The following is a 15,100-nucleotide window of genomic DNA, read 5'->3' as shown; positions in this document are numbered from 1 at the left end:
TTAAGATGAAAACAATTGAAGTTGATGATGAACTCTACCGCTATATTGCCAGCCACACTCTGCATATCGGCGAGAGCGCATCCGACATTTTACGGCGTATGCTGAAATTTTCCGCCGTTTCCCAACCGGCTACACCGGTCAGCAAAGCCGCGCCGACGCTGGCGCCCACGCCTGCCGCTGAGGTGAAACCCGCTAACCCGGTGAAAGATAAAGTCCGCGCCATGCGCGAGATGCTGTTATCTGATGAATACGCCGAGCAGAAGCGCGCGGTGAACCGTTTTATGCTGGTGTTGACCACCCTCTATTCCCTGGACAGTAAAGCATTTGCCGAGGCCACTGAGTCTCTGCACGGCCGCACGCGCGTTTACTTCGCGGAAGATGCGCGTACGCTGCTGAAAAGCGGTAATCAGACCAAACCGAAACAGGTTCCTGGTACACCGTGGTGGGTGATCACCAATACCAATACCGGCCGTAAATGCAGCATGATTGAGCACATCATGCAGTCGATGCAGTTCCCTGCGGAGCTGATTGAAAAGGTTTGCGGCACGATCTAGCTTTTTAACATTTGCACCAGAAGGATCAGGCAATGGCAATCGATAAACGTGCGGGGCAGCCTGCGCAACAGAGTGATTTGATTAACGTCGCCCAACTGACTGCTCAGTACTACGTGCTGAAGCCTGAAGTCGGTAATGCGGAGCATGCGGTCAAATTCGGCACCTCCGGCCATCGCGGCAGCGCGGCGCGTCACAACTTCAACGAACCGCATATCCTGGCCATCGCCCAGGCTATTGCGGAAGATCGTGCGAAGAACGGGATCACCGGTCCGTGCTATGTCGGTAAAGATACCCACGCCCTGTCCGAGCCGGCGTTTATTTCGGTGCTGGAAGTGTTAACCGCCAACGGCGTTGACGTTATCGTTCAGGAAAACAACGGCTTCACCCCGACGCCGGCGGTCTCCAACGCGATTCTGGTGCATAACAAAAAAGGCGGTCCGCTGGCGGACGGCATTGTGATCACCCCGTCACACAACCCGCCGGAAGATGGCGGTATCAAGTACAACCCGCCAAACGGCGGTCCGGCTGATACCAACGTCACCAAAGTGGTGGAAAACCGTGCCAACGAACTGCTGGCCGCTGGCCTGCAGGGTGTGAAACGCATTTCTCTGGACGCGGCGCTGGCTTCCGGCCACGTCAAAGAGCAGGATCTGGTGCAGCCGTTCATTGAAGGCCTGGCGGACATCGTCGACATGGCGGCGATCCAGAAAGCGGGCCTGACGCTGGGCGTCGATCCGCTGGGCGGGTCCGGTATCGAATACTGGAAGCGCATTGGCGAGCACTACAAGCTCAATCTGACCATTGTGAACGACCAGGTGGACCAGACCTTCCGCTTTATGCACCTCGATAAAGACGGCGCCATCCGCATGGACTGCTCCTCGGAATGTGCGATGGCGGGCCTGCTGGCGCTGCGCGATAAGTTCGATCTGGCATTTGCCAATGACCCGGATTACGACCGTCACGGGATTGTCACCCCTGCCGGGCTGATGAATCCGAACCACTACCTGGCGGTGGCGATTAACTACCTGTTCCAGCATCGTCCGCAGTGGGGTAAAGAGGTAGCGGTCGGTAAAACCCTGGTCTCCTCGGCGATGATTGACCGCGTGGTGAACGATCTGGGCCGCAAGCTGGTGGAAGTGCCGGTGGGCTTTAAGTGGTTCGTTGACGGCCTGTTCGACGGCAGCTTCGGCTTCGGCGGCGAAGAGAGCGCCGGGGCCTCCTTCCTGCGCTTCGACGGCACGCCGTGGTCCACCGATAAAGACGGCATCATCATGTGCCTGCTGGCGGCGGAAATCACCGCAGTGACCGGGAAAAACCCGCAGGAGCACTATAACGAGCTGGCGGAACGCTTCGGCGCGCCGAGCTACAACCGTCTGCAGGCTTCCGCGACCTCCGCGCAGAAAGCGGCGCTGTCTAAGCTGTCGCCGGAAATGGTCAGTGCTGACACCCTGGCGGGGGATCCAATCACCGCTCGTCTGACCGCGGCGCCGGGCAACGGGGCGGCGATTGGCGGCCTGAAAGTGATGACCGACAACGGCTGGTTTGCGGCACGCCCGTCAGGCACCGAAGACGCCTACAAGATCTACTGCGAAAGCTTCCTCGGCGAAGAACATCGCAAGCTGATTGAAAAAGAAGCGGTAGAGATTGTCAGTGAAGTGCTGAAGAACGCTTAACGGCGCACGATCATCAGGCCCCTTGCGGGCCTGATTTTTTTCGCAAGGATAGCGATGAAAATACAACGGAAGTCCCTGTTTTTGTTCTGGGCGTGGATGGATCTCTTTTTCGTCCTGCAATTCTTATGGTGGAATATTGCCCACCGCCGACTCCCTTTTTACGACGACCTGCTGGCTTATCTCCAGCTGCTGCACACCTGGGGCTCTGCGGCGGTCTGGCTCTATCCGCTAAATGTGCTGCTGATTATCAGCATCCCGTTGTCGATGATCCTCTTTTTCCGTCAGAGCCGCTATGGGCTGTGGCTGGCCTGGGGGCAGGCGCCGCTCAGGCTGGTGTTTATGCAGCCTTCGCTTTCTTTGGGTCTGTGGCTGATTCAGGCCGCCGGCGTCAGGCATTTAGCGATCCTGGCAGGCTTCCTGCTGCTCTCTGAAGGGCTGAAAATCACCAGCCTCTGGTACTGCAGAGGCGGGGCTCAGGGCATAAAGCGATAGCCAATCCCGGTTTCGGTCAGCAGATGCTGAGGGCGCGCCGGATCGGCCTCCAGCTTTTGCCGCAGGTGACCCATATAGATCCGCAGATAATGGCTGTGCTCCACGGCGTTAGGGCCCCACACTTGATTCAGCAGCTGGCGCTGGGTAAGCACTTTGCCGGGATTATTCAATAGCGCCGCCAGCAGGCGAAACTCGATGGGCGTCAGGTGGATCTCTTCGCTGCCGCGCAGGATGCGGCGGGCGGGGATATTGACCTCCAGGTCGGCGAAGCGCACCACCGGCTCGTCGGCCTGCGCCGCGCCGTGGCGACGCAGCGCGACGCGCAGGCGGGCCTGCAGCTCGCCGATGCCAAAGGGTTTACTTAAGTAGTCATCGGCGCCGGCATCCAGGGCGGCAATTTTGTCATGCTCTTCGCTACGCGCTGACAGGACGATAATCGGCATCTGGCTCCACTGGCGCAGGTCGCGAATAAAATCAATGCCGTCACCATCCGGCAGGCCGAGATCGAGGATCGCGAGGTCGGGCTTACGGGTGGCGGCTTCGATCAGCCCGCGCTGCAGGGTTTCCGCTTCAAATACGCGCATGCCGTCGGCTTCCAGCGCGGTGCGCAGAAAGCGACGGATAGCGTGTTCGTCTTCGATAATCAGAACGTTAATCACAATTCCTCAGATAGCTCTTCCAGTTCAGGGGGCGTTTCTCCCGGCAGTGTAACACGGAATGAGGCGCCGCCCTCTGGCCGGTTGCTGGCGGAGATGGTCCCGCCGTGGACGTCGACGATGGCCTGACAGATGGCAAGGCCCAGCCCGACGCCGGGGATCGCCGATTCTTTGTTGCCGCGGGCGAATTTATCAAAGATAGCCTGTTCCTGGCCCGCCGGGATCCCTGGACCATTATCCCATACTTCCAGCGACAGCTGCCGGGCGTCCGCTTCGGCGCGAATACCGATGTCCGCCCGGGCGCCGGCATACTTATGGGCATTCTCCAGCAGATTAATCAGCACCCGCTCGAACAGCGGCCCGTCAACATGCACCAGCTGCAGCGGATCGGGTAAATCCAGTTGAACGTGCTGGCCGCCGAGGCTCGGTTCGAGCATGCGCAGCGCGCTGCCGACCACCTCCTCCAGCGTCAGCCACTCCTTGTGCAGATTAAAACCGCCGGACTGGATCCGCGCCATATCCAGCAGGTTGTTCACCAGCCGGGTGGTGTTGAGCACATGCTGGCGGATTTCGTTGGCCTGCGGGGCATGCTTCGAGCCCTCGCTGGCCAGATCGAGGGTCAGGATTTCCGCCTGGCCAAACAGCACGGTCAGCGGGGTACGCAGATCGTGCGAGAGGGCGGCAAGCAGCGAGTTACGCAGGCTTTCGCGCTCGCTGGTTAGTCGGGCCTGCTCTTCGCTGGCGGTCAGGGTGAGACGCTCCAGGGCGCTGGCCACCAACAGGGTGAAGGTCTCCAGCAGCCGCTGCTGCTCCGGGATCATCAGCTGGCGCAGATTCGCCGGCTCCACCACCAGCAGGCCCCAGGTGCGGGCGGCGCTCTTCAGGGGCAGGATCTGATACGGCACGCCGGGCAGGGTATCGGTGCCGGCGCCGGCGGGTTGACCCTTATCAAAGCTCCAGCGGGCGATGGCATCATCCCACGGCGTCAGCCCGGGCTGGTGGGTTAAGGGCAGCAGTTTCCCCTGGGCGTCCGGGAGCAGCAGCTGGCTGCGGGCCTGAAAGGTGGAGGCGATAAACCGCTCGCTGGTGGTGGCGATATCCTGCTGGCTACGACCCACCGCCAGCGCTTTGGACATCTCATACAGATGGCGGGTACGCCGCTCGCGGTAGCGCGCCACCCGCGCCTGGTAGCGCACGCCGGCGGTGAGGTTACCGATAAGCAGGCCCACGGTGAGCATCACGCCGAAGGTGAGCAGATACTGGACATCGGACACCGCCAGCGTGCCGCGCGGGGCGACAAAAAAGAGATCGAAGCTGATAACGTTGATCACCGTCGCCAGGACCGACGGCCAGCGGCCGTAGAGCAGGGCGATGATCACCACTCCTAACAGATAGAGCATCACCAGGTTGGCGGCTTCGAAGGCCATCAGCCACTGCATGGCCACCAGGGTAATGATGGCGCATAGCGCCACCGCCACCGCGCAGCCCTGCAGCTGTAGCCGCCATTTCTCCAGCGCCGGACGGCTGTCGCTGGCGCGCGCCTGAAGGGGGAAGGGCTTTTCATCCAGGGCGATGACCACCAGATCGAGGTCCGGCGCGTGGCGAGCCAGACGGTCGGCAAAACCGCTACGATCCCGCCAGCGGCGCTTGCTCTGGCGGCCAATGACAATTTTCCCAAGGTTGTGTTCGCGGGCGTAATGGAGAACCGCTTTCTCTTCTGACGGGTCGGAGAGGGTGGCGGTTTCGGCGCCCAGCTCCTGGGCCAGACGCAGCGCGGCGAGGATGGCCCGTCGCCGGGCTTCCGGTAGCTGGTGCAGGGAAGGGGTCTCGACATACACCGCATGCCAGACGCTGCCCAGACGGGCGGCGAGCCGTGCGGCGGTACGCACCAGCTTTTCGCTGCCGGTGTTGTGCCCGATACAGAGCAGGATCGCGTCGCGGGTGTGCCAGACTTTCTCCTGGCCCTGGCGGTCGCGCCAGGCGCGCATCTGCTCATCGACGCGATCGGCGGTGCGGCGCAGGGCCAGTTCACGCAGCGCAATCAGGTTCCCTTTGCGGAAAAAGTTCTCGATAGCGCGCTCGGCCTGGCCACCGATATAGACTTTGCCCTCATTGAGCCGCTGGCGCAGATCGTCAGGGGGCAGATCCACCAGCACCACGTCGTCCGCGGCGTCAAAGAAGGGATCGGGGACGGTCTCTCGCACCTGCACGCCGGTGATCCCGCTGACGACGTCATTCAGACTTTCCAGATGCTGGACGTTAACGGTGGTGAAGACGTCAATCCCGGCCTCCAGCAGTTCGTCCACATCCTGCCAGCGCTTTGGATGGCGGGAGCCGGGGGCATTACTGTGCGCCAGCTCATCCACCAGAATCAGCGCCGGACGGCGGGCGAGGGCGGCGTCGAGATCGAACTCATACACGTAGCGCCCGCGGTGGGCGAGCCGCCGCGGCGGCAGGGTGCTCAGGCCCTGCAGCATCGCGGCGGTCTCTTTCCGGCCGTGGGTCTCCGCCACGCCAATCAGAATATCCAACCCCTGCGCCCGGAGCCGCTGCGCTTCCGCCAGCATCGCCCAGGTTTTCCCCACCCCGGCGCAGGCGCCGAAGAACACTTTTAGTTTGCCGCGATGCGGGGCGGCGGTGTGCTGCAGCAGGCGGTCAGGGTCCGGACGCAGCGGCTCGTCACTCATTTACTTATCCTTCAGGGCATCCAGCGCCATATTGAGTTGCAGTATATTGACCACCGGCTGGCCAAGGAAGCTCAGCAGCGGCTTTTGTGTGGCCTGGTTAACCAGCGCAGTCACCTGGTCGACGCTCAGCTGGCGCGCTTTGGCCACCCGCGGCGCCTGCCACAGCGCGGCGGCCGGGGTCAGGTTGTTATCGAGACCGCTCGCCGAGGTGGTGACCAGTTCGACCGGCACACGCGGGTCGGCATCCGGGTTTGCGGCGCGCAGGGCCTGCACCCGCTCGCTCACCGCCTTATCCAGCGCCGGGTTGCTGGCGGCGAGGTTGCTGCCGCCAGAGGCCATCGGGTTATCCGCTGTCTCCGCGGTGGCTGACGGGCGACCCTGGAAATAGCCTGCGGCGGTAAAGTTCTGGCCAATCAGCGCCGAGCCGCGCACCTCGCCGTTCATGCGGATCAGCGAGCCGTTGGCCTGTGAGTTAAACCACCACTGCCCCAGGCTGGTGGTCAGCAGAGGATAAACGCCGCCGGTGAGCAGGGTTAACAGAATAAATAGCACAAGTGCTGGACGAATCAATGACATAGTTTGTTCCTCACACCAGACCGCTCAGGGTCAGCAGCAGGTCGATGGCTTTAATACCGATAAAAGGCACCAGCAGACCGCCGAGGCCGTAGATCCACAGATTGCGGCGCAGCATCGCCGAGGCGGAGAGCGGGCGATAGCTCACCCCTTTCAGGGCCAGCGGGATCAGGAAGACGATGATCAGCGCGTTGAAGATAACGGCGCTGAGGATCGCCGACGATGGCGAATGCAGGCCCATCACGTTCAGCATGGCCAGCTGGGGATAGACCGCGGCAAACGCCGCCGGAATAATGGCGAAATATTTCGCCACGTCGTTGGCAATACTGAAGGTGGTCAGCGAGCCGCGCGTCATCAGCATCTGTTTGCCGATATGGACCACCTCAATCAGCTTGGTGGGGTTGGAATCCAGATCGACCATGTTGCCCGCCTCTTTCGCCGCCTGGGTGCCTGAGTTCATGGCCACCGCCACGTCGGCCTGCGCCAGCGCGGGCGCATCGTTGGTGCCGTCGCCGGTCATCGCCACCAGCCGACCTTCAGACTGATACTGGCGGATCAGCGCCAGCTTGGCTTCCGGCGTCGCTTCGGCGAGGAAATCGTCGACGCCGGCCTCGGCGGCGATCGCCGCAGCGGTCAGGCGGTTATCGCCGGTGATCATCACCGTTTTAATGCCCATTTTGCGCAGCTGGGCGAAACGTTCATTGATGCCGCCTTTGACGATATCTTTGAGTGAAATAATCCCCAGCACCTTTTCCCCTTCGGCGACCACCAGCGGCGTGGCCCCCTGGCGGGCGACCTCTTCCACCTGCTTCTCGACATCGGCAGGGAAGTGGCCACCGTTGGCCTCTACGTGGCGGCGAATGGCGTCCACCGACCCTTTGCGGATCATGCGCTGATCGATATTGATGCCGCTCATCCGCGTTTGCGCGGTAAAGGGGACAAAGGTGGCGTGCAGCGACTGCAGATCGCGTTCGCGCAGGTTAAAGCGCTGTTTCGCCAGCACCACGATGCTGCGTCCCTCAGGGGTTTCGTCCGCCAGCGAGGAGAGCTGGGCGGCATCGGCGAGGGTTCGCTCTTCCACACCGCGCGCCGGCAGGAAAGCGGAGGCCTGGCGGTTGCCGAGCGTAATGGTCCCGGTTTTATCCAGCAACAGCACATCAACGTCGCCTGCCGCTTCCACCGCGCGGCCGCTGGTGGCGATCACGTTGGCGCCCAGCATACGGCTCATCCCGGCGACGCCGATGGCCGACAGCAGACCGCCGATGGTGGTCGGGATCAGGCACACCAGCAGCGCCACCAGTACGGTGACGCTGACCGCATTGCCGCTCCACGCCGAGAATGGCCAGATGGTGGCGGTGGCCAGCAGGAACACCAGCGTTAGGGCGATCAGCAGGATCGTCAGGGCGATTTCGTTCGGCGTTTTACGGCGCTGGGCGCCTTCCACCATGGCGATCATCCGGTCGAGGAATGTTTCTCCCGGGTTAACGCTGCAACGGATCACCAGCCAGTCGGAGAGGATGCGCGTCCCGCCGGTCACCGAGGCGAAATCACCGCCGGATTCGCGGATCACCGGAGCAGACTCGCCGGTAATGGCGCTTTCATCCACCGAGGCGCCGCCTTCGATGACTTCACCATCGCAGGGGATAATATCCCCGGCTTCCACCAGCACCACGTCGCCTTTGCGCAGGTCTTCCGCCGGCACGTGGTCGACCGTCGCGTCATGCTGTGGGGCGCGCAGCTTACGGGCGAAGGCCGTTTTTTTCACCCCTTTCAGGCTATTGGCCTGGGCTTTGCTGCGGCCTTCCGCCATCGCTTCGGCAAAGTTGGCGAACAGCACGGTAAACCATAGCCAGATACTGATGGCGGCGGTAAAAGTGGCGCTGCCGGTCAGGGCGCCGCCAGCCATGGCGATGGCCAGCAGAGTGGTTAACAGGCTGCCCACCCAGACGATAAACATCACCGGATTGCGCCACTGCACCATCGGGCTGAGTTTTTTCACGGCATCCAGCAGCGCCTGGCGCACCAGCGTCGGCTCCAGCAGGGCTAATTGTTTGCGACTCATAACAGGGTGCTCCGCATCGCTCAAAGTAAGGAAAAGTGTTCGGCCAGCGGGCCAAGCGCCAGCGCAGGAATAAAGGTCAGGGCGCCAACCAGCAGCACGGTGCCGATCAGCAGACCGATAAACAGGGCGTCGTGGGTGGCCAGGGTGCCGGGGCTGGCCGGTTGAATTTTCTTCGCCACCAGCGAGCCGGCGATAGCCATCACCGGAATGATGACGGCGAAGCGTCCAGCCAGCATGCAGAACGCCAGCAGCAGGTTCCAGAATGGCGTCGCCGCGCCCAGGCCGGCGAAGGCGCTGCCGTTGTTATTGGCCGCCGAAGTGACGGCGTACAGCACTTCGCTAAAGCCGTGCGGTCCGGGGTTGAACATCCCGGCGCGGCCGGCCTCGGTCATCATCGCCAGCGCCGTGCCGAGCAGCACCAGCGTCGGGGTGACCAGAATGGCCAGGGCGATCATTTTCATTTCCCGGACATCGATTTTCTTTCCGAGGTACTCCGGGGTGCGGCCGACCATCAGGCCGGCGATAAACACCGCCAGCATAACGAACAGCAGCATGCCATAGAGACCCGAGCCGACGCCGCCGAACACCACTTCGCCAATCTGCATCAGCCACATCGGCACCATCCCGCCCAGCGCGGTGAAGGAGTCATGCATGGCGTTGACCGCGCCGCAGGAGGCTGCGGTGGTGATCACCGCGAACAGACTGCTGGCGAGAATACCGAAGCGGCTCTCTTTACCTTCCATATTCAGGCTGCTGTCGGCGCCCAGCGTCATCAGGTGCGGGTTGCCGCGGGTTTCCGCCCACATCACCACGGCGACGCAGAGGATAAAGATCAGCGTCATCGCCCACAGGATGGCGCGCCCCTGGCGGCGATCGCTCACCACCTCGCCGAAGGCGAAGCACAGCGCCGCCGGGATCAGGAAGATGGCCAGCATCTGCACGAGATTGGTCAGCGCCGTCGGGTTTTCAAACGGATGGGCGGAGTTGGCGTTAAAGAAACCGCCGCCGTTGGTGCCCAGCAGCTTAATCGCTTCCTGTGAGGCGACGGGCCCCATCGGCAGCAGCTGGTGCGCCCCTTCGAGGGTGGTAAAGGGCTGGTAGGCCTGCAGGTTCTGCGGCACGCCCTGCTGAATAAAGAACAGGGCCACCAGCAGAGAGAGCGGCAGCAGCAGCCACAGGGTAATGCGCGTCAGGTCGACCCAGGCATTGCCGAGGGTGGACATTTTCTGCCGGGCGAAGGCGCGGGTCAGGGCGAAGACCACGGCGATGCCGGTAGCGGCGGAGAGGAAATTCTGCACCGTCAGCCCCACCATCTGGCTGAGATAGCTCATGGTGCTTTCGCCGGCGTAGGCCTGCCAGTTCGTATTGCTGACAAAGCTGACCGCGGTGTTGAGCGCCAGATCCCACGTCAGCCCCGGCAGGTGCTGCGGGTTAAACGGCAGCACGCCCTGCAGCATCAGCAGGGCAAACAGCGCCAGGCCGCCGAGGGCGTTGAACAGCAGGAGCGCCAGCAAATACTGCAGCCAGCCCATCTCTTCGGCGCGGATCCCGGCCACGCGCCACAGGACGCGCTCGATCCCGGCCAGGCCGGGAAGCGGGATGTCATTCACCATTCTTGCCAGACACATCCCCAGCGGGCGCGCCAGCACCAGCAATACCAGCAGATAGCTGGCTAATAATAAAAATCCCTGGGCAGCCATCAGAATGCCTCCGCATGTATCAAGGCATAAACCAGATAAGCCAGTAACAGGAACACCAGCCCAACGCCAGTGAGTACGCCTGCAGTCACAATCCACCTCCGGGTGTGTTTTTGATTTACCAGGAGAATAGAAATTACGGCGCAAAGATTTCGCAAAAATCCGCGGGCGCGGTGTAAAAAAAGTATAAAAATGACAAAGGCACAAATTAACTAATGGTTAGTATTAATTTAACTTTTTTGTAACTAATTTACGTGGAGAATGTAAATTAAGTATAAATACGTGCTTTTTAGTGGTCGGATGAGTAGTAAAATTACAACCAGAGCGGTATTATTTTGCTCAGACAAACATGATTAATTTTCCGGCGCTGCTTGCCGGCCTGACAAAGGGGAGAGAAATGATGGCGTTGTACAAAGCTTATCCTGCTCATATTATTTTGCTGCGTCGTGCTTTCGCCGTCGTGGCTGGCGTCGCGGCGCTGCCGGTGATGCTGTTCTGGAAGGATCGCGCCCGCTATTACAGCTGGCTGCACCGTGTATGGTCGAAAACCAGCGAGCAGCCGGTGTGGATGGCGCAGGCGGAAAAAGCCGCGCACGACTTCTACTAATTCGCCCTGCTGCGAGGAAAACCACTAACCGCCGGTTGCCCCCGGCGGTTTTTTTTCGTCGCTTGTCTACACTCGTTTTCAGGCGCCGCAGCGGAATTGGCAGGTGCTTATTTTGCCTGGGCGCGCTATTTTTGCCGGCTTAGATCATAAGATGAGTTTTGCTGACGGAGAGTGAGGAGTGATATGGCCACCCATCTGGTCTGGTTACGCACGGATTTACGCATTCACGATAACCTGGCGCTGGCCGCCGCCTGCCGCGATCCGCAGGCGCAGGTGCTGGCGCTGTATATTGCCACCCCGGGGCAGTGGCGCGAACATCACCTGGCCCCGCGGCAGGCCGCTTTTATCGCCAGCCATTTGCGCAGTCTGCACGCCGCGCTGGCGGAGCGGGGCATACCGCTGTGGGTAGAAGAGGCGGACGATTTTAGCGCCAGCGTCGAGCGGCTGGCCCATTTCTGCCAGCAGCACCAGGTCAGTCACCTGTTCTACAACTATCAGTACGAATTCAATGAACGCCAGCGCGATGCCGCCGTTGAGAGCTCCTTGAGCGAAGTGATTTGCCAGGGATTTGACGACAGCGTCCTGTTGCCGCCCGGCAGCGTACTGACCGGCGGCGGCGAAATGTATAAAGTCTTCACCCCGTTTAAGAACGCGTTTATTCGCCGGCTGCGGGAAGGATTGCCGGCGTGCGTGGCCGCGCCAAAGCCGCGCCAGGCGCCCGCTCGCCTGGCGCCGCCGGTGCCGGAGCTTAACTATCCGCAAACGCCGTTCGATGGGCTGCTGTTTGCCGCGGATGAAAAAACGGCGCTGGCGCGGCTGCGCGCGTTTTGTCAGCAACCGGCGGCGGATTATGAGGGGCAGCGCGACTTCCCGGCCGTGGAAGGGACCAGTCGCCTGTCGTCCTGCCTGGCCATCGGGGTGCTGTCGCCGCGCCAGTGCCTGCATCGGCTGCTGACGGAACACCCCGCCGCACTGGATGGCGGGGCAGGCGCCACCTGGCTTAATGAGCTGATCTGGCGCGAGTTTTACCGCCATCTGATGGTCTACTATCCGAAACTCTGTAAAGGTCGGCCGTTTGTCGTCTGGACCGATAAGGTCGCCTGGCGCGAAGAGGATGGCGCCCTGCAGGCCTGGCAGCGCGGGGAGACCGGCTTTCCGATTGTCGATGCCGCCATGCGCCAGCTTAACGCCACCGGCTGGATGCATAACCGGTTGCGCATGATTGTCGCCAGTTTCCTGACCAAAGATCTGCGCCTCGACTGGCGGGCAGGGGAGCGCTATTTCATGAGCCAGCTGATTGACGGCGACCTGGCGGCGAACAACGGCGGCTGGCAATGGGCGGCTTCGACGGGCACCGACGCCGCGCCCTATTTCCGCATATTTAATCCCACCACCCAGGGCGAGAAGTTTGATAAGCAGGGGGTGTTTATACGTCGCTGGCTGCCGGAGCTGGCAAAGGTGCCGGAGAAGGCGCTGCATCAGCCGTGGGTGTGGGCGGATAAACAGGGGGTGACGCTGGATTATCCGCGCCCGATAGTCGATCACAAGCAGGCGCGGCAGGAGACGCTGGCGGCCTGGGAGGCCGCCAGAAAGGGGATTATTCCACCGCCAGACGGCGGGTCCTGACCTTCAGCGAGTGATACAGCCAGATAACCAGCACTACGCCGACGCAGGCCAGCGCGCCCCAGGTGATCTGGCTGAAGACGTTGATGTAGGCGTCAATGGAATAGTTCACCGCCCCGGCGACGTCGAATGACGCCTGCGAGGTCTGGTCGGCGATAACGCCGGCCAGATAGTTGGCGATGGCCCCGGAGAGCAGCATATAGATGCCGGTCAGCACCCCGGTCACCCCCGGGATCTCAATGCGGGTGATTTGCGACATCGCGACCGGGTCGATAAACAGTTCGGCAAAACCCATCACCGCCAGCCCCAGCACCATCAGCGGCATGGACGACTGGCCATAGGCCGCCGACCAGCGGGCGCTGAGGGTCAAAATGCAGAACCCGGCGCTCATCAGGCCCAGACCGAGGGCAAATTTCCCCCAGATGCGCACGGTGCGGTTACCGCCGACGCTCTCTTTCACCAGCCACGCCAGCACCATGCCGCAGAGCATCACCGCAAAGGCGTTGATCGACTGGAACATAGCGGTAGGGACTTCGTAGCTCATGATATGGCGGTTAACGAAGCGGTCAATATACAGGCTGATGGAGCTGCCGCCCTGTTGGGCGAAGGCCCAGAACAGCAGGCTGAAGGCGGTCAGGACGACGATCAGGCGCAGATCCTTGCGCTGTTTATCGGTCTCGGCACGTAGGTAGATCCGCGCCAGCACCGCGAGGCCAATGGCCGTGGCCACGATCAGGGCATACACCGACCACTCCTGCCAGAACAGCACGGCAATCAGCAGCGGCGCGATGACCAGCAGCACCAGCAGCCAGCCCCAGTTCGGCAGCAGGAAGCGGCGGGTGCACAGCGCCTGGCGGTTCACACCGGCGGTATGCTGGAAATGACGGTTGCCGCAGAGGAAGATCACCAGTCCCGCCACCATGCCGATGGCCGCCAGGGCAAAGCCCATCGCCCAGCTATACTCCTCCTGAACGTAGCCGCAGGCGATGGGCGCGATGATCGAGCCGATATTGCCCGCGGCATACATCAGCGAGAAGCCGCCATCGCGACGCGGATCGGCGGGTTCGTACAGTTCGCCCAGCAGACAGCTGACGTTGGATTTAAACAACCCGTAGCCGCAGACGATGATCGCCAGCGACAGGTAGAGGAAGGCCGGGGCGGTTTCGCTGGCCCCGAGCACCAGATGGCCAATGGCCATCAGCAGCGCGCCGAGCATGACCGCCATCCGGTTGCCTAACAGCTTATCGGCCAGATAGCCGCCGAGGATCGGCGTCACATAGACCAGCGAACAGTAGGCGCTGAACAGGGCGTAAGCGTGGTTATCGTCATATTTGAGCTGATTGGTGAGATAGAGGATCAGCAGGGCGCGCATGCCGTAGAAGCTAAAATATTCCCAGATTTGCAGCGCCACGACGTAGTAAATCGCCCGCGGTTGCGATGATGTTGTCTTCATGAGAAGTGTGTTTCCTGGCCTAAAGCGAAAGTCGATCGTTCTGCATGAATAGCGTTTAATTAGTCATATTCATGGCTTGAGGGGCTTTCTGATTATTTAATATGCTTTATTAGTGCATAAATATACACGAATGCGCGGCGGGGTGAATAGACAAATTGCGCTATTCGGTAAAAAGTCATCGTCAGTGTCGGAGGCGGACTATCGACGACCCGAATAGATCTGGTTATGTTATGCCTTTGTATACCCTGATTATCTGCTGGAGTGGCGATGAAAAATAGCGAACTGGAACAACTGATAAACGACAAGCTCAATAGTGCAGCCATCAGTGACTTCGCCCCTAACGGTCTGCAGGTGGAAGGGCGCGACACGGTGCACAAGATCGTCACCGGAGTGACGGCCAGCCAGGCGCTGCTGGATGAGGCCGTTCGTCTTCAGGCGGATGCGGTGATTGTCCATCACGGCTATTTCTGGAAAAACGAATCGCCAGTGATCCGCGGTATGAAGCGCCGGCGCCTGAAAACCCTGCTGGCCAATGATATCAATCTCTACGGCTGGCACCTGCCGCTGGATGCCCATCCCGAGCTGGGCAATAACGCGCAACTGGCGCATCTGTTGGGGATTAACGTGCTGGGGGAAATCGAACCGCTGGTGCCCTGGGGCGAACTGTCGATGCCGGTTTCCGGCCTTGAACTGGCCTCATGGATTGAAGCGCGGCTGGGGCGTAAGCCGCTGTGGTGCGGCGATACCGGGCCGGACACCGTCAGCCGCGTCGCCTGGTGTACCGGCGGCGGCCAGAGCTTTATCGACGCCGCGGCGCGCTTTGGCGTGGACGCGTTTATCACCGGCGAGGTGTCGGAACAAACCATCCATTCCGCCCGCGAGCAGGGCCTGCATTTTTATGCCGCCGGCCACCACGCCACCGAGCGGGGCGGTATTCGCGCCCTCAGCGAATGGCTGACGGAAACCACTGACCTGGACGTCACCTTTATTGATATTCCCAACCCTGCCTGACGGGAGAGAGAA

The 15,100-nt window shown here is 61.2% G+C and carries 13 protein-coding genes; 6 read left to right on the top strand and 7 right to left on the bottom strand.

What is annotated here, in order from left to right:
* Positions 1-5 precede the first annotated feature (5 nt).
* From seqA to ABLV64_RS17150, 3 genes are read left to right on the top strand one after another with little or no spacing between them, the layout of a single operon-like run.
* Positions 6-554, top strand: coding sequence for a replication initiation negative regulator SeqA (seqA, locus tag ABLV64_RS17160; RefSeq protein ID WP_017901421.1), 549 nt, complete (start codon positions 6-8; stop codon positions 552-554).
* 32 nt (positions 555-586) lie between these two features.
* The gene (gene pgm, locus ABLV64_RS17155; protein WP_002894773.1) at positions 587-2,227 is read left to right on the top strand and encodes a phosphoglucomutase (alpha-D-glucose-1,6-bisphosphate-dependent); all 1,641 of its coding nucleotides are present in this window, start codon (positions 587-589) and stop codon (positions 2,225-2,227) included.
* A gap of 54 nt (positions 2,228-2,281) precedes the next feature.
* The gene (locus ABLV64_RS17150) at positions 2,282-2,719 is read left to right on the top strand and encodes a hypothetical protein (protein ID WP_004885958.1); all 438 of its coding nucleotides are present in this window, start codon (positions 2,282-2,284) and stop codon (positions 2,717-2,719) included.
* On the opposite strand, the gene kdpE is transcribed toward ABLV64_RS17150, so the two are convergent.
* Genes kdpE through kdpF form a run of 6 tightly spaced genes read right to left on the bottom strand, consistent with a single transcriptional unit; the run spans position 2,701 to position 10,486 of the window.
* Positions 2,701-3,378, bottom strand: a complete 678-nt coding sequence (kdpE, locus tag ABLV64_RS17145) for a two-component system response regulator KdpE (RefSeq protein ID WP_002894776.1) — start codon at positions 3,376-3,378, stop codon at positions 2,701-2,703. The two genes, ABLV64_RS17150 and kdpE, sit on opposite strands and share 19 nt — an antisense overlap.
* The gene (kdpD, locus tag ABLV64_RS17140) at positions 3,375-6,062 is read right to left on the bottom strand and encodes a two-component system sensor histidine kinase KdpD (protein WP_348843417.1); all 2,688 of its coding nucleotides are present in this window, start codon (positions 6,060-6,062) and stop codon (positions 3,375-3,377) included. The genes kdpE and kdpD overlap by 4 nt, the downstream gene beginning before the upstream one ends.
* Positions 6,063-6,638 (bottom strand): potassium-transporting ATPase subunit KdpC, encoded by a 576-nt coding sequence (gene kdpC, locus ABLV64_RS17135; RefSeq protein ID WP_004885963.1) that lies wholly within the window; start codon positions 6,636-6,638, stop codon positions 6,063-6,065.
* 10 nt (positions 6,639-6,648) lie between these two features.
* Complete coding sequence (kdpB, locus tag ABLV64_RS17130) at positions 6,649-8,697, bottom strand: potassium-transporting ATPase subunit KdpB (protein WP_348843418.1); 2,049 nt, start codon at positions 8,695-8,697, stop codon at positions 6,649-6,651.
* Positions 8,698-8,717: 20 nt separating this feature from the next.
* A complete protein-coding gene (gene kdpA / locus ABLV64_RS17125) occupies positions 8,718-10,397 on the bottom strand; it encodes a potassium-transporting ATPase subunit KdpA (RefSeq protein WP_004885967.1) in 1,680 nt (559 codons plus the stop codon).
* Positions 10,397-10,486, bottom strand: coding sequence for a K(+)-transporting ATPase subunit F (kdpF, locus tag ABLV64_RS17120; RefSeq protein ID WP_020323459.1), 90 nt, complete (start codon positions 10,484-10,486; stop codon positions 10,397-10,399). The genes kdpA and kdpF overlap by 1 nt, the downstream gene beginning before the upstream one ends.
* A 305-nt stretch (positions 10,487-10,791) precedes the next feature.
* Here kdpF and ABLV64_RS17115 point away from each other — a divergent pair, with 305 nt between their 5' ends.
* Both ABLV64_RS17115 and phrB read left to right on the top strand, forming a co-directional pair.
* Positions 10,792-11,001, top strand: coding sequence for a DUF2517 family protein (locus ABLV64_RS17115; protein ID WP_004142243.1), 210 nt, complete (start codon positions 10,792-10,794; stop codon positions 10,999-11,001).
* A 183-nt stretch (positions 11,002-11,184) separates the two neighbouring features.
* Positions 11,185-12,627 carry a deoxyribodipyrimidine photo-lyase gene (gene phrB, locus ABLV64_RS17110; RefSeq protein WP_348843419.1) on the top strand — a complete coding sequence of 481 codons (1,443 nt, stop codon included), beginning with the start codon at positions 11,185-11,187 and terminating at the stop codon, positions 12,625-12,627.
* Here the strand turns inward: phrB and ABLV64_RS17105 are convergent.
* Entirely contained in the window at positions 12,599-14,077 is a 1,479-nt protein-coding gene (locus ABLV64_RS17105; protein WP_106939320.1) for an MFS transporter, read from the bottom strand. The two genes, phrB and ABLV64_RS17105, sit on opposite strands and share 29 nt — an antisense overlap.
* Positions 14,078-14,344: 267 nt before the next feature.
* Here ABLV64_RS17105 and ABLV64_RS17100 point away from each other — a divergent pair, with 267 nt between their 5' ends.
* Positions 14,345-15,088, top strand: coding sequence for a type 2 GTP cyclohydrolase I (locus tag ABLV64_RS17100; RefSeq protein ID WP_004885970.1), 744 nt, complete (start codon positions 14,345-14,347; stop codon positions 15,086-15,088).
* Positions 15,089-15,100 lie beyond the last annotated feature (12 nt).

Source organism: Klebsiella sp. JB_Kp031, from assembly GCF_040064295.1.
Taxonomy (GTDB): Bacteria; Pseudomonadota; Gammaproteobacteria; order Enterobacterales; family Enterobacteriaceae; genus Klebsiella; species Klebsiella quasipneumoniae.
This window is presented reverse-complemented; position numbering and strand designations above follow the sequence as displayed.